General features: G+C 47.0%; 21 protein-coding genes. 8 read left to right on the top strand and 13 right to left on the bottom strand.

What is annotated here, in order from left to right; translation table 11 throughout:
* Positions 1–4: 4 nt before the first annotated feature.
* From FEN17_RS05200 to FEN17_RS05190, 3 genes are all read right to left on the bottom strand, one after another.
* Complete coding sequence (locus FEN17_RS05200; RefSeq protein ID WP_138364217.1) at positions 5–544, bottom strand: NADPH-dependent FMN reductase; 540 nt, start codon at positions 542–544, stop codon at positions 5–7.
* A gap of 5 nt (positions 545–549) precedes the next feature.
* A complete protein-coding gene (locus FEN17_RS05195; protein ID WP_138364216.1) occupies positions 550–1,494 on the bottom strand; it encodes a helix-turn-helix transcriptional regulator in 945 nt (314 codons plus the stop codon).
* Positions 1,495–1,627: 133 nt separating this feature from the next.
* A complete protein-coding gene (locus tag FEN17_RS05190) occupies positions 1,628–2,095 on the bottom strand; it encodes a DUF2147 domain-containing protein (RefSeq protein ID WP_229208698.1) in 468 nt (155 codons plus the stop codon).
* A 432-nt stretch (positions 2,096–2,527) separates the two neighbouring features.
* Here FEN17_RS05190 and FEN17_RS05185 point away from each other — a divergent pair, with 432 nt between their 5' ends.
* From FEN17_RS05185 to FEN17_RS05175, 3 genes are all read left to right on the top strand, one after another.
* Complete coding sequence (locus tag FEN17_RS05185; protein ID WP_229208697.1) at positions 2,528–3,748, top strand: GAF domain-containing sensor histidine kinase; 1,221 nt, start codon at positions 2,528–2,530, stop codon at positions 3,746–3,748.
* A gap of 22 nt (positions 3,749–3,770) precedes the next feature.
* Positions 3,771–4,997, top strand: coding sequence for an RsmB/NOP family class I SAM-dependent RNA methyltransferase (locus tag FEN17_RS05180; RefSeq protein ID WP_138364215.1), 1,227 nt, complete (start codon positions 3,771–3,773; stop codon positions 4,995–4,997).
* 63 nt (positions 4,998–5,060) lie between these two features.
* A complete protein-coding gene (locus FEN17_RS05175; RefSeq protein ID WP_138364214.1) occupies positions 5,061–5,294 on the top strand; it encodes a hypothetical protein in 234 nt (77 codons plus the stop codon).
* A gap of 3 nt (positions 5,295–5,297) precedes the next feature.
* Here the strand turns inward: FEN17_RS05175 and FEN17_RS05170 are convergent, their stop codons facing one another.
* From FEN17_RS05170 to FEN17_RS05160, 3 genes are all read right to left on the bottom strand, one after another.
* Entirely contained in the window at positions 5,298–5,753 is a 456-nt protein-coding gene (locus FEN17_RS05170) for an SRPBCC domain-containing protein (protein ID WP_138364213.1), read from the bottom strand.
* A 68-nt stretch (positions 5,754–5,821) separates the two neighbouring features.
* Entirely contained in the window at positions 5,822–6,730 is a 909-nt protein-coding gene (locus tag FEN17_RS05165; RefSeq protein ID WP_138364212.1) for a helix-turn-helix transcriptional regulator, read from the bottom strand.
* Positions 6,731–6,739: 9 nt separating this feature from the next.
* Positions 6,740–7,570, bottom strand: coding sequence for a ThuA domain-containing protein (locus FEN17_RS05160; RefSeq protein ID WP_138364211.1), 831 nt, complete (start codon positions 7,568–7,570; stop codon positions 6,740–6,742).
* Between the two features lie 87 nt (positions 7,571–7,657).
* Between FEN17_RS05160 and FEN17_RS05155 the strand changes: the two genes are divergently transcribed.
* Positions 7,658–9,775 carry a Tex family protein gene (locus FEN17_RS05155; protein WP_138364210.1) on the top strand — a complete coding sequence of 706 codons (2,118 nt, stop codon included), beginning with the start codon at positions 7,658–7,660 and terminating at the stop codon, positions 9,773–9,775.
* A gap of 47 nt (positions 9,776–9,822) precedes the next feature.
* On the opposite strand, the gene FEN17_RS05150 is transcribed toward FEN17_RS05155, so the two are convergent.
* Entirely contained in the window at positions 9,823–10,269 is a 447-nt protein-coding gene (locus tag FEN17_RS05150; protein ID WP_138364209.1) for an SRPBCC family protein, read from the bottom strand.
* Between the two features lie 109 nt (positions 10,270–10,378).
* On the opposite strand from FEN17_RS05150, the gene FEN17_RS05145 reads away from it, so the two are divergent.
* Positions 10,379–10,858, top strand: a complete 480-nt coding sequence (locus tag FEN17_RS05145; RefSeq protein ID WP_138364208.1) for an SRPBCC family protein — start codon at positions 10,379–10,381, stop codon at positions 10,856–10,858.
* Here the strand turns inward: FEN17_RS05145 and FEN17_RS05140 are convergent.
* The 5 genes from FEN17_RS05140 to FEN17_RS05120 form a co-directional block, all read right to left on the bottom strand.
* Positions 10,830–12,152, bottom strand: coding sequence for a putative porin (locus tag FEN17_RS05140; RefSeq protein ID WP_229208696.1), 1,323 nt, complete (start codon positions 12,150–12,152; stop codon positions 10,830–10,832). The two genes, FEN17_RS05145 and FEN17_RS05140, sit on opposite strands and share 29 nt — an antisense overlap.
* Positions 12,153–12,188: 36 nt before the next feature.
* Positions 12,189–12,821: an SRPBCC domain-containing protein gene (locus tag FEN17_RS05135; protein WP_138364207.1), complete on the bottom strand. Its 633-nt coding sequence runs from the start codon at positions 12,819–12,821 to the stop codon at positions 12,189–12,191.
* A gap of 406 nt (positions 12,822–13,227) precedes the next feature.
* On the bottom strand, positions 13,228–13,881 hold the full coding sequence (locus FEN17_RS05130) for an NAD(P)-dependent oxidoreductase (RefSeq protein ID WP_138364206.1): 654 nt from the start codon (positions 13,879–13,881) through the stop codon (positions 13,228–13,230).
* A 66-nt stretch (positions 13,882–13,947) separates the two neighbouring features.
* Positions 13,948–14,358, bottom strand: a complete 411-nt coding sequence (locus FEN17_RS05125; RefSeq protein ID WP_138364205.1) for an Rrf2 family transcriptional regulator — start codon at positions 14,356–14,358, stop codon at positions 13,948–13,950.
* 456 nt (positions 14,359–14,814) lie between these two features.
* The gene (locus FEN17_RS05120; protein WP_138364204.1) at positions 14,815–17,022 is read right to left on the bottom strand and encodes a T9SS type B sorting domain-containing protein; all 2,208 of its coding nucleotides are present in this window, start codon (positions 17,020–17,022) and stop codon (positions 14,815–14,817) included.
* Positions 17,023–17,085: 63 nt separating this feature from the next.
* On the opposite strand from FEN17_RS05120, the gene rlmD reads away from it, so the two are divergent.
* Entirely contained in the window at positions 17,086–18,483 is a 1,398-nt protein-coding gene (gene rlmD, locus FEN17_RS05115; RefSeq protein ID WP_138364203.1) for a 23S rRNA (uracil(1939)-C(5))-methyltransferase RlmD, read from the top strand.
* Positions 18,484–18,503: 20 nt separating this feature from the next.
* Here rlmD and dnaB read toward each other — a convergent pair whose 3' ends face one another.
* Positions 18,504–20,126 (bottom strand): replicative DNA helicase, encoded by a 1,623-nt coding sequence (gene dnaB / locus FEN17_RS05110; protein WP_138364202.1) that lies wholly within the window; start codon positions 20,124–20,126, stop codon positions 18,504–18,506.
* 248 nt (positions 20,127–20,374) lie between these two features.
* Here dnaB and FEN17_RS05105 point away from each other — a divergent pair, with 248 nt between their 5' ends.
* Together FEN17_RS05105 and FEN17_RS05100 are read left to right on the top strand one after the other, a co-directional pair.
* Complete coding sequence (locus FEN17_RS05105) at positions 20,375–21,322, top strand: PhoH family protein (RefSeq protein WP_138364201.1); 948 nt, start codon at positions 20,375–20,377, stop codon at positions 21,320–21,322.
* The gene (locus FEN17_RS05100; protein ID WP_138364200.1) at positions 21,303–22,589 is read left to right on the top strand and encodes a T9SS type A sorting domain-containing protein; all 1,287 of its coding nucleotides are present in this window, start codon (positions 21,303–21,305) and stop codon (positions 22,587–22,589) included. Before FEN17_RS05105 ends, FEN17_RS05100 begins: the two co-directional genes overlap by 20 nt.
* Positions 22,590–22,591: the final 2 nt, after the last annotated feature.

Below are 22,591 nucleotides of genomic sequence, written 5' to 3'. Positions count from 1 at the left end.
TAAATCAGCCTTGAACGCTTGAAATAAGTTCCATCAGGTTCTCGGCTTGTGCTTTCAGCAGGCTGATCGTCTCGGAGTCGGTGACTTTACCGTCCCGTATTTTTTGCTTGATATTGGGAATTGAAAGTGCTGAATGTTCATTTCTTTTTGCACCTAAGGCGGTCAGCGTGAGCAGGATGGAGGCAAGTGCTTTGTCACCGCCGGAATTGAGTGGCGATGCGCTGATGACCGCGAGCGGCTTGTCGTTTAAGTCGCCTGTACCTACCGTCCAATCCAGCGCGTTCTTCAATGTTCCTGGTACGCCAAACGCATATTCCGGGGTGCAAATGATGACACCCGACGCTTGCTGGATGGCATTTTTAAAACGGGTCACTGGCTCGGTATCCTGCAATTCCGGGCTGAAATGCGGGAATTCGCCCAGGCCCTGGAAGATTTCAAAGGTAACATGCCGGGGTAAATGTTCCTGGAAACTGTTGAGAATGATGGTATTGGTGGAGTCTGCGCGGAGACTGCCAGAAATTCCGAGAATGTGGATTGAATTCATCGCTGCTACTGAATGTTTTCGGAAATCTTTTCAACCAGGTTTCTTACGACGGTTTTTAAAGATTCGGGTTCGAGAATGTAGGCGCTGGGTGCGATCATGAGATACCATCGGGCAAACCATTCGAGGGACGGGCTCAAAAAGGACATTTCAACAAAATCCCCTTTATTAATTTCCGAAACAAAACCGTAAGTATTGCGCTGCTCCCGAATGTACCGGCTTGTCCTCTTTTCAATTTTGATCCGGATAAGCCGCACCGTTTCAGGGCCCCAGGGATTGTGCATAAAATCTTTCAGCGGCGCGTGTTTTTGTTTAAAAGGCTCCTCCGTAAGCTCGCAGCGCAGGACGCGGTCGGAGCGGAAATTACGGTAATCGTTCCGCAAATAGCAGTAAGCGACTGTGTACCAGTAATTATTTTCGTGATAAACCCCCACCGGCTCGATCACCCGCTCCATCGGATCATCGGCATTCATGGCGGCGTAATAGATTTTCGCGATTTTCTTTTCGGAAATGCTTTTCAACAATGTATCCAGCGTGTTGCTGTTTGATTTATGAAAAAGCTGGTTGTTGTGCCGGATCTCAATGTGATTTTCGAGGTTTTCCACCATCGATTTTTCATTGCTTTTCAAAACCGCCTTGATCTTAAACATAGCCGACTGATAATGCGATTGCGTGGAGATATCTGTGAATTTCTCCATCAATTTCTCAGCTGTGATGAATGTCCGCGCCTCTTCCCGCGTAAACATGACGGGAGGCAGGCGGTAGCCATCCATGATCGAATAGCCCACACCCGCCTCCCCAACAATCGGCACACCGGCTTCTGCCAGCGAGTTAATGTCCCTGTAAACTGTCCTGAGGCTGATTTCGAAGCGCTCGGCCAGGTCCTGGGCTTTTACAATTTTGCGGGATTGAAGCTGGATCAGGATGGCAGTAATGCGGTCGAAACGGTTCATTTTTTGCGGAGAAAGTGTCTGCCGCAAAAATATCAAAGAACCGGTTTAGTCAGCCTAAATGCCTCAGAAATCAATGAAAAGATCTTGCACGATTCTCAAAGGTGTCGTTGCTAAGTGGCGTAGGGGAGGTACGCTACAACTGTTCCTTAGGCTGACGCTGCCAGTATGTAGATCGACCGAAGAGTGGAATACCTATATAGCTTCTGATTTCCAATAGTTTTTCCCGCAGTTTCATGATGCAGTTGTATGTTTTCCCGCTTTTAGGGTCGTACATTTTTCCGTCGTCCCAGGTATCTTCATCAAAAACAAAACCTTGGAGGATGTCGACTTGCAGCAGGTTGCGGGTGCGAAGTTTTTCGTCCGAATTTCGTACGTCTTTTTTGGAGGTAACTCCATCTGCCTCAAATAACTCATCCGTCCAGAGAAGCTTTCCGAAGTACTCGCTGCCCACTTTATAGATTTCAATTTTGCTGTCTTTTTCTTCATTCATCCACTCACCAACAATCTTATCGCCGGGCAGATTTTGACCCGATGCAAACTGATATGCTGATAGAAAAAGTATGGTAAAAATGATTTTATACATTCGAGTATTGACTGACATTCCTGCGGAGTACAATTTTTATATCTGGAAAATGTTCAATTTGAAGTTGAACTACAAAATTACCGAAATGCAACTATAAAATAGTAAATGCTTTAATTCGGCGTTTAAACCAATAAATCTTACAGTTGCTACTTATTTAACAATGTTAGAAATACTTATTAACGCTGTTAGACATTTTTGACTTTCTGATGCCGCTTCAATAAGTACTATAAATAGCCTCGGTAGACTGCTACAATATACAACTCTTATTTTGATAAGGAAACAGAATTATTCCAAGATTAGGTTTCCGAAGCCTGAATGTTTTATATAAGCTACTGACAGGCAGGCGCCCAATTTAGAAGGCCGATAAATGACCTCCACAGTTTGGGTAGAATTAATTGTTAGGTTAAATTTGTTTTGAACAGAACCAAACTTTTTTCAATTCCTCTATTCGTGAATAACAATCCACCCATCCCAGCCAACGAAATGGAAAGGCTGATGTCCCTGGCAGAGTTCGACGTTGATTTTTCTGATCATCAGGAAACATTTCAGGAACTGGCGAAACTGGCCGCCAAAGTAACCGGCACACGTATTTCTTTGGTAAACCTCATTGATTCGCTCACGCAATGGACTATTTCAAACTATGGAATGGATCTTGACCAGATGGCACGCGAAGAGTCAGTCTGCCAGTATACCATTATGAGCAATGATTCTTTCGAAGTGACGGATCTTAGTGCTGATGACCGTTTTAAGGACAAAGGGTATGTGACGGGTGATCCGAATGTACGATATTATTACGGTATCCCGCTCCGCACGGGCGCAGGCTTGAACATTGGCGCGTTATGCGTGCTGGATCAGGAAAGGGTCGTGCTGGATCCGGAGAAAATTGAGCTGATGAAGATCATTGCCGACGAAATTGTCAGCAGGCTCAAAACGCACCGGGTAATGGAGGGGTTGAAAGCCAAGCTGATGGAAGCAAAGCAAACGCAGAAAAAAGTGGCGCATGACATCAGGGGACCACTTGGGGGCATTATCGGTTTGTCGAAAATCATTCAGGATCAGGGAGATAGCAACCAGATGGATGAAGTTTTGGAATTCATTAACCTGATTCATAAAAGCAGTAATTCGATTTTGGACCTGGCGGAAGAAATCCTGGATTCGCATAAGGATAAGTCGGCATCGAAATCTACACTGGTGAATAGTGGTGGCTTTAACCTGGAAATTTTTAAGGATAAGTTGGAAAAGCTCTACCTGCCGCAGGCAATGAACAAGCAGATCCATTTCAAGGTGCGGATCAGCAAACAAACTGATAAAATCTCGTTTTCAAGGAATAAGCTGCTGCAAATCACAGGCAACCTGATTTCGAATGCCATGAAATTCACACCGGAAAATGGGTTTGTGACTGTTGATCTGGAACTTGCGTTAAATCCTGAGGGACCTAATCTGCACATCAGGGTGGAAGATTCCGGCGTGGGGATGAAAGAGGAAGGTATCCGGGCGATTTTGGACGGAACTGCCTCAACCACAGATGGTACCAGTGGCGAGCAAGGCTATGGATTCGGACTTGCGCTGGTAAAACATTTGATCGGCAGCCTGAATGGTACGATGACTATTGCCTCAGAAATCGGATCTGGTACTACCTTTGACATTAATTTGCCCCAAAGGCTCCAATAACATCCGTAAATCAATTTCAAATTTGAAACTGCATAAAGGTTTAGTAGCCGCTATCGCTGACGCGCTCCGGGATATTTTTGTTAAAAACCGGCAAGCCGACCGGGTTGTGGAGCAACTGCTGAAATCGAATAAGAAGTGGGGCGCCCGCGACCGGGCATTTATTGCCGAAAACACCTACGAAATCGTGCGCTGGTGGCGGCTGGTAAAATACTGCGCCGAGATGAAAAGTGCCTCGGAAACCGAAGAATTTTGGCGTCTGGTAGGTGTTTGGCAGATCATTAAACCGCAGCATTTGCAAAAAGTGCATTTCGAAACGCTGCCTGACTGGGCAGAATTCGCTGAAATCGATCCGATCAGCATTGAAACACGTTATGCGGAAGCTTTGCAGACCAGGAAAATTGCCCAGTCTGTGCCGGATTGGCTGGACGAAGTTTGTGAGCAAGAGCTTGGTAAAAAGTGGGACCTTGAAATTGCTGCACTAAATGTGCCCGCGCCAGTCGTGCTGCGGGTGAATACTTTGAAAACTTCGCTGGAAGAGGTGAAAACCATCTTGGGCGCCGACCTGGTATCGGAAGTCGCAGGTGTGCCGGATGCATTGGTTTTGAATAAGCGGCAAAGTATGCAGCAGTCGGAAGCATTCAAATCCGGTTTGTTTGAAATTCAGGATGCTGGTTCTCAGCTTATTGCACCTTATCTGGATATTTCTTCGGGTATGAGCGTGATCGACGCCTGCGCGGGTGCGGGAGGAAAAAGCCTGCACATTGCTTCTTTACTTCAAAATTCGGGAAGTGTGCTGGCGATGGACATTGAGCCTTTCAAACTCGAAGAATTGAAAAAACGCGCGCAGCGGAATGGGGTGACGAACCTGGAAACCATGCTGATTGAGTCGGAAGACATTATTCATAGCCTTTCTCAAACCGCAGACCGGCTTTTGCTGGATGTACCTTGCTCGGGTTTGGGTGTTCTGCGGCGCAATCCGGATTCAAAATGGAAGCTCAAACCCGAGTTTCTGGAAAACATTCGCCAGGTACAGTGGACGATTCTGAGCACTTACTCGGACATGGTGAAAACAGGTGGAAAAATGGTGTACGCGACGTGCAGTATTCTGCCCTCAGAGTCGGAGGAACAGGTGAAAAGATTTACCAAAAGCCGCAAAAAACAGTGGAAACTGGTTGCGGAGCACCGCACGTCGGTAGCAAAGGACGGTTTCGACGGATTTTATATGGCACTGCTGGAACGCGTGGGTTAGTCAGGGTTTCCTCTGCGGCATAGTTTTTTCTCTTTTGAGAAATAAACCAAACGTCATCAACTCATGGAATTCCGCATTATTGACTTCTATAATGACATTGTAAGCGAAATGCCTGATAAACAGGTGCCTTACCCTGAATATAATGAGCCAGGCCAGGCACCTCCGCTCAATCCCACGCCGTTAGTACCGGGTCCCGATTCCCCGGAAACAAACACGGGTTCACGCATGGACGACGATATTCCGGCGCAGGATATTGATGAGGAAGATGTAGGCGTGATCGAATCAGAAAATCCCTGATAACTATTCGGATTCGACCAATTTCTTGATTTCAACCAGAATCGGGTTCCAGCCTTCACCATTGTTGTAAGAATCCTGGTAGCGCGATTCTCCATTTGCGACGGTACTATAATCGCCCTGCGAAACATTCAGCGTCGTTCCATTACCTTCGGGTATCAATTCATAAGTTACCCGAAGGTAATTTTCCGAAGTATCATCGATGTCCGAATTTGAGTCGATGGTGGTGTAAATCAGCAACTTAGGCGGGTCAATTTCCACGATCTCACCTTTTACAAATACCATTTCCTTTCCTTCATATTCCCCTTTCCAAAGCAACTCGCTGCCGGGCTGCCAGTCGGAAACGGTCTCACAGCCAAACATATACTTTTTGGTTTGCTCCGGGTTCACCAGCGCGTCCCATACTTTTTCCACAGGCGCGGCGATTTGAATGCTATTGCTGATAATCAGTGGTTCTGCCATTTTTTTAGGTTTAATGTTGAATCGAATGTTGCAAACTTACTGTCTCGAGTAGGTTGACAGATTGCGTTTTACGGATTATTTCTAACGGAAAAGGGCGTCATACCGAACTTCTTTTTAAATGCATTATTGAAATGCTGCGGCGTAGCATAGCCAAGTTCCGTAGAAATTTCAGCCGCAGTTCTTTGTGTATCAAGCAAATACTGCCGCGCCAGGTTCAGCCTCTGATCCGTCAAATAGCCGAATACGGTATTATTGAATGTCTCCTTAAAACCTTTCTTCAATTTAAATTCATTCAAACCCACGTGCCGCGAAATCTCGGTCAGGTTAGGCGGACAATGTACCCGTTCATTGATCAGGTCGCGCACGGCAATGATCTTCTCCTTGTCGGTTTTGCTTTTGATAAAAACCTCCTTCTTGCTGTCAGAAAGGTCAATGCTGTCGGCGCAAAGCACCAGCAGCTCAATACTTTTTGACAATAGGAAAAGACTTTTCAGCTCGTCGGAGAATTTGCAATGAATGATCTGGCTGAGCACCTGCTGCATCTGGGAGTCAATCGCGCCCCAGTTTTTCGAAAGGATCGCACTCTTTCCCTGGACAATGTTCTCGGCAAAACGTTTCAGAGCGTCTGTCGCATTTTGGGTAAACTGAATAAAAGTTTCCGTGGGAAATTGAATGCCAAATGTTTCCAGTTCGAGGGTTTTGTTAGAAACCGTCATGTCAAAATCCCTGGAATACATAATGTTATGATGCCCGCCGATGAGGTCGAAGGTCGAGTTCAATTGTTTGTAACTGAACATATAGTCACCTCGCATGCCGAAATGCATCCGCACCACATCAGCCTTGCTGCTGGCGTCAAAACTGGTCAGCTCTTTGAATTTCGAAATGCTGTGCCCGATCTTGATACCGTCGACCTGCCAGGTGACGCCCGACATTTTACCATTATCAAAAACACGCGAAATTTTTTCTTCCATCATCATTCAAGGTCGCTACTTTTTCCCAGAGCCCAGCCACAGCAGCGCATCGATCACAAACTGGTTCTGCGTTGCATTGTCAAATGTGAAAGACAGCTCTTTGTTGGTTTTGTTGTCGTAGTCGATATCATTATGCCCCATATTCATGTAAAGCATCTTGTATTTCTTGTTCGTCCACGCCACCGGATAGTAGCCGCTGTGCCAGATTTCATGCTGCTTCGGACCGTTACCGAGGGGAAAACTGGAAGGATCGATTGAAAGTAAAATCTGAATGTCGGGGTTTGCTTTCAGATCTTTTTCCCATCGGTACCATTCATTTGGAGCCGTTTTGAATGTATCAGGCAGATTTTTGGTCGCAGGATGATCTTTAACTTCCACTTTTAAAATCGCCGGCGTCGGGTGCCAGGTGTTGCTCGCGTACTGACCGGAGCCGAGAAAAACATTGTGGTACCAGTCCCAATTTTGTGGGTAGGCCGAAGGCGTCAAAGCAAAAGCCGAAAAGTGAAATCCCATCCAGGCGCCGCCATTTTCCATATATTTTTGAAAAGCCTCACGCTGGGCAGGTTTATCGGGTCGGGTATCGAGGAACAATACGACCTGGTATCTGGATAAGAATTCCGCATTCAGATTGTCCCAGTTGCTGGTTGAGTCGTAAGTGAAGTTGTACTTCTTGGCCATCTCGGGAAAACGTTTGTGCGCTTCTCCCACGAAGCTGATGTGCGCCCGGTCGTTTTTTCCGGTAAAAAAGGCGATAACATGGAATTTGGCGGGCGTTTGCGCTTGAATATCTTTTGGTGTAAACATTGCGAGGGCCAGCAATGCGGATAGCAGTATCAATGGTTTCATCGGCAGGAAATGGACAGGATTAGGAATTTAGTTTTTAAAACTACAAAAACCCGTTTTATTTGCCTGCATGAATTTGAGCTACCCGATATGAATTACGCACTTATTGCCCAGCAAAGCAGCATTAGCGAAAAACAAGTCAGAAATACCATTCAATTATTCGAAGAAGGTGCGACGCTTCCCTTCATTTCCCGGTACCGCAAAGAGGCGACCGGCGGTTTGGACGAAGTGCAGATCGGCGCGATCAAAGATTTCTGGCAAAAGCAGCTGGAAGTTGAAAAAAGGAGAGAAGCGATCCTGAAAAGCATCGAAGACCAGGGCAAACTAACTCCTGAACTGAAAAAGAAAATTGAAGGTGTTTTTTCGCTGACCGAGCTGGAAGACATTTATTTACCCTACAAACAAAAAAGAAAAACCCGCGCCAGTATTGCCATAGAAAAAGGCCTGGAACCGCTGGCAAAGCTGATTTTTGCCGGAAACGAGCGCGATCCCGAGGCACGCACCGCATCTTATCTGAATGATCAGGTAGCCAACGTGCAGGAAGCATTGCAGGGCGCGCGTGACATTATCGCGGAGTGGATCAATGAAAATCAGGATGCCCGGAGCCGCATTCGTAACACATTTCAGCGCGGCGCGGTGATTACGGCCAAGGTGAAGAAAAAAAAGGAGGAAGAAGCGATCAAATACAAAGATTATTTCGACTTCTCGGAGCCGCTGTCGCGCATTCCTTCGCACCGTTTGCTGGCGATCCGGAGAGGCGAGGAGGAAGGTTTTTTGAGTGTGGACATTTCCCCGGACGAAGAACAGGCGCTGGAAGCACTGGACCGGCTGTTTATGAAAGGTACCGAGGCCTGCAAGGATCAGCTGGAAGATGCGATTGCGGATGCCTACAAGCGGCTTTTGAAGCCTTCTATTGAAACGGAATTCAGTAATCTGTCCAAAGAAAAAGCGGATCTGGCGGCGATACAAGTTTTTACCGAAAACCTCAGACAACTTTTACTTGCTTCGCCGCTCGGCCAGAAGAATGTGCTGGCCATCGATCCGGGATACCGCACCGGCTGCAAAGTGGTGGTACTGGACAGCCAGGGAAATTTGCTGGCGGATCAGGTCATTTATCCTTTCGACAAAGTGAATGAGGCAACTGCTCGTGTTTCCGATCTCATCAAAAAATTTAAGATTGAAGCAATCGCAGTGGGGAATGGTACCGCTGGTCGGGAGACCGAAGATTTCGTTAAAAAGGTATTGGAAGCTTCGGGACAGTCGCAGGACATTGGCTTGTTTATGGTGAGCGAACAGGGTGCTTCCATTTACTCGGCTTCGGAAGTGGCGCGGGACGAATTTCCGGATAAAGATGTAACCGTAAGAGGCTCTATCTCGATCGGCCGGAGGTTGATGGACCCGCTGGCCGAGCTCGTCAAAATTGACCCGAAATCGATCGGTGTCGGTCAGTATCAGCACGATGTGGACCAGAATTCATTGCGAAATGCTTTGGATACAGTCGTGGAAAGCTGCGTAAATTCCGTAGGCGTAAATCTCAACACGGCCAGCAAGCATCTTTTGCGCTACGTATCTGGCCTTGGACCCGCTCTGGCGCAGAATATCGTGGATTTTCGGGCTAAAAATGGCAACTTCAAATCACGCCAGCAATTATTGAAAGTGCCGCGCCTCGGATCGAAAGCATTTGAGCAGGCGGCCGGATTTTTACGAATTGAAAATGGCGTTAATGTGCTGGATAACAGTGCAGTACATCCTGAGCGCTACGATTTGGTTGAGAAAATGGCCAAGGATGCCGGCGCTACGGTGAAGGATTTGATGCAAAAACAGGAATTACGAAAAACGATCCGGCCGGAAAAGTACATTTCGGATACGGTTGGTTTGCCAACATTAAAAGACATCCTCGCCGAGCTGGAAAAACCTTCCCGCGACCCACGCTCGGAAATGAAAAAGTTTGAGTTTGATAGTTCGGTCAGAAAACCGGAAGATTTGAAAGTCGGGATGGTGCTACCAGGATTAGTAACCAACATTACAGCCTTCGGGGCTTTTGTCGATATTGGTGTCAAACAAGACGGCCTCGTGCACGTATCTCAGCTGGCCGATAAATTTGTGAAAGATCCGAATGAAGTGGTCAAGTTGCAGCAGCAGGTGCAGGTGCGTGTTACCGAGGTGGACCTGGCAAGAAAGCGGATTGCGCTAAGTATGAAATTGTAGGTTCAAAAAAAGAAAGCGGACCAACTAGTCCGCTTTCTTTTTGACACTTATAAAACATGCTTGGATTCTTTTTCAAGGATGTCTTTAATGTTGTGTGCCACTTTCATCCAGTTCTCTTCGGCTTTCACCACGTCTTCGTCGGTGTCCAGATTATCCTGGGTGATGGTCAATGTAGTTTCGTCGTCATATTCCGACACGTGGTAAGTTACGTGCATGTAATTCTCTTCAATATCCTCCGTGCCAAACATCGGGCTCCAAAAGCTAAATCCCAGCACCCGCTCCGGCTTGATCTCGATAATAGTGCCTTTGTCCTGGTAAGGTTTGCCTTCCCATTCTCCCGTGAAGGTGATCGGGCTGCCCACGTGCCAGTCGGATTCTACGATGGCACCGTGCATGTACTGTTTTACAATTTCGGGGTCGATCAGCGCTCTCCACACGTCAGACGGGCTGGCGTAAATGGATAGCGAGGTGGTTGCAACAAGTTTCCGGTTCATGATATTTAAGAATTAGTCTTGCTTAAAATTCAAGAAAATCATGCCAGGTAAGTGGGAATTTGCCGGTCTGGCGCGGATATTTAATGTTTAGGTTAAACCAACAACTTGCATGCGAGAGCTGTATTACACTCAAAAACTTCCTATTTCACTGGACCAGGCGTGGGATTTTTTCTCGAATCCTGAAAACCTGAAAGAAATCACGCCCTCTTACATGGGCTTTATGGTCACTTCCAAGCACCACGGCAGTAAAATGTACGCGGGACAAATCATCCGCTACATTGTAAAACCCATCTTGGGAATCCCGCTAAAATGGTGTACCGAAATTACACATGTCGCTGACAAGCAGTACTTTGTGGATGAGCAGCGATTTGGCCCATACACATTCTGGCATCATCAGCACCGCTTCACCGAGGTCGACGGCGGCACGCTGATGGAAGATTTGCTGCATTATAAGGTACCTTTCGGCTTTTTGGGGAGCTGGGTTGATGCGCTTTTTGTAGGCCGCCAGGTGCAGGGTATTTTCGATTATCGCCGCAAGATTTTGGACGAGCGCTTTCCGGCTAAAAGTTATACTGCACCCGGCAGGTAAAAACGTCATCTGGCGAATCCTTTTCAAAGCCTGACAAACCCGACTTTTCGTTTCGTACCAGGTCGTAGTAAAACATGAATTTGAGCGATTCGTTGGCAATGTACACGTAGCCCATTCCGAAGGTATCGTACCGCAAATCGGCCTTGCTGAATCCTTTTTGGGCTGCAATGTCCCTGCCAGCGACCTTTTTGTTCGGATCATACCAGTCGTATTTCAAAACGATCAGGTGGTCGGTGCTCCCCAGGTTTTGCAGGAAATAAAAGTAGCCGCCGTCAAAGCTGCGGCTGTAAAGCGGGTCTTTCAAATTGTTTGTGACAGGATAAACACCAGGTGTTTCGCTGCTGGCAAACGTGGAAGTCTGCCTACCCCTCACATATTCAGCCCTGAACTCCGTCTCACCTTTCTGGTTTGGGAAAGAGAGTTGAAAGTCGGCTCCCGCGTAGTTTCTAGGAGCTTTTTTGCCAAAATTCTTTTGCGAAGAATCCCTTTGCATGATGTACTCGCCGCCTTGCATCTTCGAAGAATATAGCACTTGCGACTGGCTAGTGATGCCGCCCGCGTAGCCAGAAACCGCCGCAGAGAGTATAGCGCCGCCCAATGCGCGAATTTTGGTGGGTTTGAGGCTCAACCGGCTGATCACATCCTTGTGACTATCGTAATCCATCGGGCCGGACATTCCCTGACCATTAAAAACGCCCAGATCAAATTTAATTTTCTGGTGCCAGAGATCCGCGTGTCGGCTGGTGACGGTCAGCATTGCTCCGATATCCCGCTCGGTTTTCATTAGAATCTGTGACATTCTACCACGCTCCGGCGACTCCCGGTTGGCGGATGACAAGTTTACCTCATGCCCGAAAGGCCGGGCGAACATACCGGTTGTTAAGGCAAATATTTTGAATTTGTTTTCGTAAAACCTTCCCCAAAAGTCACGGATCGCCACGCCACGCTCGGTACCGTCAAACTGGAAAACAAAATAGGAAGTCGGATCATTATGCTTGTTTAAATGTGCATAATCGACACGTAAACGCCCTCTGCGCAGCATAAAGCGGTTATTTGACATTGGTGAAAAGTTGCCACCAGCAAACGTTTCAGCACCTTTCGCGGAAATAAACTGAAACTGAGGCTGGATGTAGCCGCTGATCCGCACGCGGTTGTAGCGCTCGTAAATCGATAACATTCCTTTGCCCATCTGGTTGGTCGTGTCGACCAGGTCCATTAAAAATCGCTGGGCATGCGCATTGTTGCCGGAAAAACATAGGAATAGCAGTAAAATGCCGGCGTGGCGGAATTTCATTTAACAGGAAGTTGGTGTCAGATGACACAAAGAACTTTATTTTCCCTTAAACATTTTACCCAGGGCGGATAACTTTTCCTGCCAATGTGCTTTCATCGTCCGGCGGTCGGTCGCGGTCGGAAGCTTTTCGTGGTGGAAGGTAATCGTGGTTTTGTCGTGGTGTTTTCCGGTCGAGGTGATCCGGATTTGAAGGATGGAATGTGATTTCCAATGTTTCCGCTTCCAGCTAAGCCGCAGGTGCGAGTGGTCTTTGTAAGTTGTTACCGAGCCGGAAATGTCGTCGGTATTCTCGAAATGCTGGCCGCCATGTATTTGCATTTTTCCAATGTCGCCCAGCCAGACCTTTATCCCGCGACCAGAAATGATCTCGTCCCAGACACGGTCCAGGTTTTCGGCAAATGTTTTTGAAACTCCGATCTCATAACCATTTTCCAGCTTGCCGGTTTTACGCTGTCCTTTATACTCCCGGTAGCCCGATGCAATTTTATTCCGGTACCAGGAACTGTCCACCTGGCTTGTTAATGCAGATACAATCTCCTTGTGATCATTCGCCCCGACTTTCAAGTTTTCCAAAAACGCGATCCAATCCAGCCAGCCTTTCCCGGTTTTCTCTTCCAATGTGGTATTTGAAAGCCTCGCCAGTTCTTCAATTTCAGTTCCTACTTGCATTATGTGTTTTGCATTGTTCCTGTTCCGAAGAAGAACAAAACATGTGTGCCACAGGTTACACGTATGTGGAAAGAAATATCCTGAAATTTTACATTCATCGTTTCACTAAATTCAATCTTTATTTTGTACTGATAATGAGATATGTAATTCAAATTAACTTACTATACATATTGTAAGTTAGGCCAGTAAGTACATAATTGATTTATTGGAAGTAATTACCATATAATATTTTATGTACTAACAAAAAGTAATTAAAGTATCAAATGTTCTATATTGAGAATCTGTATTTGATTAACTTTAAGTATTACTAGCTAAGAATTATTATTCCAAATAAAACATACTTATCTTATTATAAGCTTAATACTTTTAATACTAACAATAAGATAAGTATGATTTGAATGTTAAATTAGTAAGCAGCAGTGAAACGTTTCTTAATGAACTGTGGCTGCTCAATTTCATCTACAATTGCGACGGCCAGATCTTCCACAGAAAGGATACTTCTTTTGTGATCATTGAAAACGGGCGTGTCCAGGGAAGTCCTGTAAGTGCCTGTCCGCTTGCCCGAAGTGCCGGGATGCATTTCGATGGCCGGACTTACAAATGTCCAGTCGAGGTCATTTTCTTGTTTCAAAATATTAAGATACTCTCTCGCCGCATTGGCACCTGGTTTGTATTCTTCCGGGAAACCGGGCGTGTCGATCAGCTGTACGCCGGGTGCCACTTCCAGGCTTCCAGCGCCGCCGACCAGCAGAAAACGTTTCACGCCCGATTGCTTCACACCCTGCTGGATTGCTTGTGCGCCTTGAAGGAATTCTGCGTAAATGTTCGGATTGGTCCAGCCAGGGTTATAAGCGCTCACTACCACGTCGTGGCCGGCTACGGCAGATGCGACTTCTGACGCGTCCAGCACGTTTGCCGACAAAGGCGTTACCAAACCGCTTTCAGTGGGGATTTTGTCAATGTTGCGTGCGATGGCAGTTACCTGGTGCCCACGCGAAGTCAGTTCGGTCAAGAGTGCGGTGCCTACAAAGCCTGTGGCGCCGATTAGTGCTACTTTCATTTTGAAGAATGTTTGATGGTTTGATATTTATTGTAATGAAATTTGTTACAGTTTTAAGTAAAAAAATCAGACGAACCGATCGCAAAAATCCCGGAGCGAAATGCTGCTCAAACTGGCGATCATGGTCTGCTCCGCACGGTCATTTAGGAAGTCCAGATGCTCATTAATTTTCTGTCCAACTTCGCAATCGGGGTTAGGGGAGTTGGCCGCCTTGCCGAGCAATTCTTTCTGCCGCACGGACTCATATACATCCGACATAAAGATCTGCTCTGCCGGCTTCGCCAGCTTGCTTCCACCCGCTTTTCCTTCCTTGCTGATGACCAGTCCGCGTGCACGAAGATTGGCGAGTTCCTTCCGAACCAGCACCGGGTTAATGTTGATACTCCCAGCCAAATGCTCCGACGGCGTCCACTCATCTTCCGAAAAAGTCAACAATGTGAGAATGTGCACCGATATCGCAAATCGTCCGCTATTCATTACTGTAATTTTATTAATTACAGTACAAAGGTGAGAAAGTTTGTCCGATAATGTGTCTACTTATGAGAGATTTTTTTGTGAATAAAACTTGATAGTAAAAATCGGGATTGGTTGATTTTTAATAATGAATTGATAAAGAGTGTATTATGCTTGTTGCCTTTTATGCTGATGGATATTTTTTAACCTAAAACTGAATATCAAAAGTAATATACTATAAGTACTAATAAATTAAATAATAAATATAAAAAGTATTATCCGTTCAATTTTTTTGGAAAATATTAACAGTATGTTAAGTAAGGTCGAAGAGCATTTCTTTTAGTACTTTTCATCAATATGAGACTTTCGCTACATTAAGTACTTTTAATACATATTAGAAAACTCGGCGTATCAAATGCACATTACATTTGATACGCTGAAAATGATTAGAATGATATGAGCTTATGAAATGTAAAGCACCTATTTGAGTACAGTTAAACCACCTTTGTAGGAGCGTTTGGTGTACTGAACAACAAAGTAATAGTAGCCGCCGGAGATGTTATCGGGGCACCAATCATTGGGGCGGATTTTGGAATAATAGATCTGTTTTCCCCAGCGGTTGAAGATCGTCATGTCTTTGAAACGGTCGTCACATTGATCTTGCGGAAGTTCGGAAAACACAAAGCAATCGTTTTTCCCATCGCCGTTTGGGGTGATCACATTCGGAAATTCCGGGAAGGGTTGCTCGCCATTGTCCTTTAAAATCACCTTGACAGTCGTGGTGTCGCTGGCGGCGGCGCAGCTTTTATCCAAAGAAATAAAGTCGATCAGGAATTCCTTTTCTGCTTCACCCTCCATCATGGAACAGTCGGGATTCCAGGAGTAGGGGGAGGTGACCGTTTTTACGCCGGACTTATTTTCAAAGATCATCCCCGCGTCACTCAAACTAAACCCGTGACCGGCCGCGGAAAGACTGATCGAGTTCGTATCCGGATCGGCACCCAGCACATCGAATGTAATACCGTTTCCGCTGCCCAGCACATAAGTGACTTCCGGCATTGGCAAAGAAGTTGACACCACGGGCGGATTGTTCGGCGATTGGTCCACGATAAAATAGACCGGCTTGGACACAGGCATCGGGTTGCCTTCACAGCGCATATCTTCCACTTTGAAATCGACCGTGAGCGTGTCGCCTTTTTTTGCATTGCAAGGCGGCGTCCAGGTGAAATTCTGCTGCACATTGGCCGGCGCGCTGGCGGTCGCGAAAGTCATGCCCATGTCCGTCATGTTAAAATTACGGCCGCTGCCCGACAATGTGAGGTTATCCTTATCAGGATCTTTGCCATAAACAATGAATTTCACGGGTGTACCTGCCGTCACGTGCACATAATCGCTGCCGAGCGAGGTGGATACCGCCGGAGCATTGTTGGTGCTGTTTTCGCGGCGGATATAAATGTTGAGCGTATCTGTGAGTGGGATCGGACAACTTTCGTCTTCGGCAATCAGCTCGATCTTGATCGGCCGGTTGTCGTAGGTGACGAAACATTCTTCCAGGCAAACCTCAAACTTCAAGGTATCATTTGAAATAGTCGTGGTGAACTGCGCGGGAAGCAGCGAGAAATAATTTTTCGTATTGTTAACTGCCCGGCCATTTACTTTCACCAGCTGATTGATCGTCGGGTCGGTGACGATCACCTCGAAGCAGTTTGGATCATCTTTTTTGATGGTAATGATCTCGTTCTCGGTGTAATAAGTGTTTTTTCCTTTTGGTTTGAACAAAAGTTTGGGTGGATCGGATTTTGGACAGTCAACTACTTTTAACTGAAAATCACGGGTAAGCGAACCGATTTTCACACCCTTCCGGTATTCATCGACTTGTACGGCAAATACATACAACCCCACACTACCCGGCGTCACCGAGAGCATTCCGGTTTTTGAATTCACTTTCAGCGGTTGCGGGCCAGGAATAATGTTGGCCTCAGAAATGCCGTCAATCCATTGCAGACGCGGATAATTGGAAGAGCCGCGGCCTGGAATACTGGGGTTTGTCTTATCCGAAAAACCCTGCATCGGCGTGATCAGCTTGTAGGAAAGACTGTCGCCATCCGCATCGGTACCTCCAAAGTCAAAGAAAAACGGGTTGTTCACGCAGGCATAATCGCCTTTGAGAGCCGGAAAAACGGGAGAGGAATTTTTGAAATTCGCATTGTTTTTGATTAGCGGCGGAAATTCGAGGTAGAAAAGGCTTCCGGCATCGCCCGGGGCTTTAATGTTGGTGATCGTCCCGTTCCGGCAGCATCGGTCCCACACCATATAATAGCCCTGCGGATCGTCAAAATCGGTGGTAATGAGCCGGACCGTCGCGCTGTAAGTGATCATGTAGGTTTGCAGCGTCGATATTCCGCAAGTCGGATTTGCATAGGAGACCATTTTTCGTTCTATTTTTGGAGCTTCAAGCCAGCCGATCGCGGTGTTGTCACGTTTTCTGAAAACATAAATGTTCACGGTGGGATCTTCGGCACCCGGATTACCATTGAGGGCGTCGAAATACATGGTCAGACCAATGTTATAATTGAAAGCGCTATTGGGGTTTTCGGTGATAAAGAGCTGACCTCCGACAATGTGGGTAGCGTGGACTTGGTAAATGGCAAACAGCATCACAACCAGGCAGATGAACCATTTTTTCATGACAAAATGTGGGCGGTAAAATTAATCCGATAGGATATAAGAGTTAGTAATTAAAATAGAAATATGCCTAAGAATAACAAATACGAGTACGTTGAAATTACCGATTTTGCGGCAGAAGGCAAATGTATTTTTAAATCGGAAGACGGGGTGGTTTTCGTGGAAGGAAACGTGGCGCCCGGCGATATCGTCGATTTACAGGTTGTAAAAAGCAAGAAAAAATTGCAGGAAGCGGTCGTCACTAAAATCCACTCGCTGTCGAGCCTACGTACCGATCCATATTGTTTGCATCACACGGTTTGCGGCGGTTGCCGGTGGCAGCACATTGCCTACGAGCACCAGTTGAAATTCAAGAGACAGCAGGTTGTTGACCATTTTGAGCGAATAGGAAAGATCAGGAATGTTGAAATAAACCAGATTTTGGCTGCTCCCAAGACGGAGTATTACCGTAATAAGTTGGAATTTACTTTCTCAAACTGGCGCTGGCTGACGAAGGAGCAAATGGATTCCGGCCAGCAGTTTTCCAAAAATGCGCTGGGTTTTCATGTTCCCAAACGTTTTGATAAAATCTTCACCGTGGATCACTGCCACTTGCAGCCCGATCCTTCGAACACGATCCGGAATTCGCTGCACCATTTCGGGGATTTGAAAGGGATACCACATTATGATGTGCGTTTAAACAAAGGCATCCTGCGGAATCTGGTGGTACGGACTGCTAATACCGGCGACGTGATGGTGATTGTGCAGTTTGGTCAGAAGCATGATGAAATTATCGCAGAAGTGATGGAATACCTGCACCACACGCACAGTGAAATCACTTCTTTGAACTACATTATCAACCTGAAAGGAAATGACTCTTACCAGGACCAGGAGGTGATACATTATGCCGGCGAAGAATTTATCCGGGAAACGATGGAAGACCTGACGTTTCTGGTCGGGCCAAAATCATTCTACCAAACCAATTCCGAGCAGGCTTACCAGCTTTTCAACATTACCCGGGAATATGCAGGTTTGAATGGAAATGAATCAGTTTACGATTTGTACACCGGTACCGGCACGATAGCTAACTTTGTAGCCCGCCGCGCCAAAAAGGTCGTAGGCGTGGAGTATGTAGAAGCCGCGGTGCAGGACGCGCGTAGGAATTCCGAATTAAATGGAATTTCAAATACATCGTTTTTTGCAGGAGATATGCGGAATATTATGAATGAAAACTTCCTGCAAACCCACGGCCGCCCGGACGTTATCATTACTGACCCGCCACGCGCGGGAATGGACTTGCCGGTTGTAGAAACGATTTTAAAAGCTTCGCCCGACCGCATCGTGTATGTAAGCTGCAATACGGCTACACAGGCGCGGGACCTGGCGTTAATGTCGGAACATTATGAAGTGACGAAAGCCCAGCCCGTAGACATGTTCCCGAACACGCACCACGTAGAGAATGTGGCGCTATTAATCAAAAAATAAGGTTTTGGAAAAACGAGCCGTCAGAATGGCGGCTCACTTCCAGGACCATTGAAGTCGAAATCGCTGCGGTTAATGTCATTCGCACGGCTTCGCAATGTTCCTCCTCCGGGAGCCGGCTTGCTCTGACTTTCGAATGACGAAATCGGATTGCTTGAAACCGGGATCGGGCGGTCGACCGAGAATGGGGCAGGAGTAAAGCCGGAATCCAGGTCCATAAATTTGGTATACTTGCCAATAAACCGCAGCTGCACCGTATCCAGCGAGCCCGCGCGGTTTTTAGCTACGATTACTTCACCGATACCAGCTACTGAATTTCCGGTTTCGTCTTCTGTAATTCCATAATATTCAGGACGGTACAAGAACAAAACCATATCGGCATCCTGCTCGATCGATCCCGATTCCCTTAAATCCGAAAGTTGCGGGCGTTTTTCACCGCCCCGTGTTTCTACCGCCCGGCTCAGCTGCGAAAGCGCAATAACCGGTACATCCAGCTCTTTCGCGAGGTTTTTAAGTGACCTCGAAATCATCGCAATTTCCTGCTCGCGGTTACCTGCACCTTTTCCGCCGGTATCGCCGGTCATCAGCTGCAAGTAGTCGATCACAATCATTTGAATGTCGTGCTGGGCTTTCAGACGGCGGCATTTTGCCCGCAGTTCCAAAATAGAGAGGGCGGGGGTATCGTCGATAAAAATCGGTGCATTTGTAAGTCTGTGAATCCGGTGGTGAAGCTGCTCCCACTCGTGCGGGGCAAGACTTCCCTTCCTGATTTTTTCACTATCGATCTCAGCCTCAGCAGATATCAAACGATTGACCAGCTGCACCGAGGACATTTCAAGAGAGAAAATAGCGACAGGCATATTGAAGTCCACGGCAGCATTCCGGAGTGACGAAACGACGAATGCCGTTTTTCCCATACCAGGACGGGCCGCGAGGATCATCAGCTCAGTTTTTTGCCAGCCGGAAGTCAGCCGGTCGAGCGCGCTGAAACCGGAAGGTACGCCGGTCAGACCGTCTTTGTTATTCTTTTTCAGATCCAGTTCGGCAAGGGCTTGTCGCATCAGCGCGCCCATATCCGAATAGTTTTTCTTAATGTTTGATTCAGAAATTTCAAATAGTGCCTGCTCGGTTTTGTCGAGCAGCCTGAAAACGTCGGTCGTATCTTCAAATGCTTCCCGCTGGATCTCGGACGAAATCTTGATCAGCTCTCTTTTGATAAAAGCCTGGGAAATGATACGGGCATGGTATTCAATGTTGGCGGCGGAATTGACCTTGCTGGTCAGCTCCATAATGTACGACGCCCCGCCGATCAGTTCCAGTTCGCCGGTACTCCGCAATTTGGATGTAACCGTAAGCATATCGATCGGTTCCGAATCGGCAAAAAGCGTGATGATCGCGGTGTATATCCGGACGTGCGCTTCCTTGTAAAATGAGTCCGGACGGAGGATGTCGGCGACGGCCGTGAGGGCATCTTTTTCGATCATTAAAGCACCCAGAATAGCCTCCTCTACATCGATTGCCTGAGGGGGTAACTTACTGAAAGACTGGTCAATAGCTGGTGTCCGAGTGCCGTAAGCCTTCTTCTGAAAACTACCGGAATTTGGACCTTTCTTCGGGGAGTTGTTGGGTGCCTTATTGTTTTCCATGTTAAGACAAAGTTAAGCATAGAAGGGCTCTGAGGAAAGGCGGGGAGGCGATCTTGGAACATTAAATTTTTTTCTAAAATGTGACCTTGGGTTGCATGTCTGATAATGAAACAGTTGGTCAGAAAGCACCTTATTTTTAAAGATTTTTTTGTTTGCGCTGTTGGAAAATCTGTTCCGATGTTTTATAAATTGTTGGTTATTATTACTAAATTTTAGAGGAAATAAGGAAACACTAAACATTAATTCATTTGCTGGAAAAAATCATCACGCTCGAAGACGTATCAATGGTGGATTTTTTGGGTATTCACAATTCGAATATTAAAGAAGTCGCCGCCGCTTTCCCGGAAAGCAAAATTATTTCACGCGGAAACGAGATCCGCATCCAGGGCACTGCACCCGAAATTATCCGCATCACCGACATCATGGATTCGCTTCTGGCACATTACCAGCGGTATGGCAAAATCACCAACGACAATGTCAAAGGTTACCTCAATGGTGTGGTGAAATTGCCGGTGGCGAGTGGCGAAAATGACGAAGATGTCATTGTTTATGGAAATAAAGGACTGGTTGTAAAAGCGAAAACGGCTAACCAGAAATTGCTGGTGGAGCAAGCCGGGAAATATGACCTGGTTTTTGCAGTGGGGCCTGCGGGTACCGGTAAGACTTACACAGCCGTGGCCATCGCGGTCAGGGCTTTGAAAAATAAAGAAGTTAAGAAAATCATCATTACCAGACCTGCGGTAGAGGCTGGCGAGAACCTGGGTTTCTTGCCGGGGGATTTGAAAGAAAAGATTGATCCGTACCTGCGCCCGATTTACGATGCGCTGGATGATATGATTGCGCCGGAAAAGTTGAAACTTTATCTGGAAAGTCGCGTCATAGAGATTGCGCCGCTCGCGTACATGCGCGGCCGTACCCTGAACAATGCATTTATCCTGCTCGATGAGGCGCAAAACACGACGCCGATGCAGATGAAAATGTTCCTGACCAGGATGGGTCCGAGCTCGAAGGCGATCATTACCGGGGATAAATCGCAGATCGATTTACCGAAAAACCTGAAATCGGGTCTGATTGATTCGCTCAATGTTTTGAAAGGTATCAAAGGGATCAGTTTCGTGGAACTGGACGGTTCCGACGTGGTAAGGCACCGTTTGGTGAAGGATATTCTCGCAGCTTATGAAAAATCGGAGCAGTAGGTTTTTACTGACATTGATCCTGGTAGCAGGCCTGTTCTCGGTACTTCGAGCGCAGGTCCTGGATTCTCAATTAATCCGTTGCGCGGAAGTCGAGCGCGATTCATTCCGGCTGCTCAAAAAGCCGTCGCTGATCAATAAGCGCGTTGCTTCCGAAGAGGCGATCAGGAATTATATCCAGCAAAACCGCTCCAATCTGCGCACATCCGCCGATGACATTGTGACGATACCGGTCGTGGTGCATGTGGTGCACGACAGGTCGAGTGGTGCCGTCGGCGGGGCTGCCAATTCCAACATCAGCGACGCGCAGATCCAAAGCCAGATTGATGTTCTGAATGAAGATTACGGCAATATTTCGGGTTATCGGGGTTTTTATACCGATTCACTGGCGGTTGATACAGGTATCCGTTTTAAGCTGGTGACGATTACCCGGGATTACGATGCTACCGCCCAGTTCAGCCCGATCACCGATGCCGAAAAATTAACAACCATCGCGCCGGCCTGGGCTACCAATCGATACCTGAATATCTGGGTTTGCAGGCTGACAGACCGATATCTCGGAACTTCCCAATTCCCCGTCGTCACCGAAATCACCGATCGCACCGCGGGGCTTGCGACTGCCGAAGATGAGGAAGATGCGTCAACCGACGGCGTCATCATTGATTACCGCTATTTCGGGCGCGATGCTGAGGTGATCACAACAAAGATTTACAACCTGGGCCGCACGACAACGCATGAAGTAGGACACTGGCTGGGCCTGATCCACATTTGGGGCGATAAAACCTGCGGAACCGATTATTGCGACGATACTCCTACGGCCAACACGAAAAATGAAACGACGGACATTTCCTGCTCGCCGGTATTTTCTAATTGCCATGGCGTGCGGACCAGAAATATGATCGAAAATTACATGGATTACTCGCCGGACTTGTGTATGAGCATTTTTACCAATGATCAGAAGGAAAGAATGCACGCGGTGCTGGCACTGAGTCCGCGCCGGGCCAAGCTGGCGGAATTTTCCAGGATCACCACCGATAATCTGCTGGTGGAAGTTTACCCAAACCCCGTGAGCGGCACGCTTTTCACCAACGTTTTTACTCCCAATTTTGAAACTTTCACGGTCAGCGTATTCAATGTACGCGGACAAAAGGTGACCGATGACGCGGTCAACCGTACCTCACTCGACGTAAAAAGCTTTCCGAGCGGCTTGTATTTTTTCAAAGTCACTTCGGGCAATCAGTCTTTAACCAAGCGTTTTGTAGTCAGGTAAAA

This window comes from Dyadobacter luticola (assembly GCF_005860805.1).
Lineage (GTDB): Bacteria > Bacteroidota > Bacteroidia > Cytophagales > Spirosomataceae > Dyadobacter > Dyadobacter luticola.
Note: the sequence above shows the minus strand (reverse complement) of the source record. Positions and strands in the feature narration are given on the sequence as shown.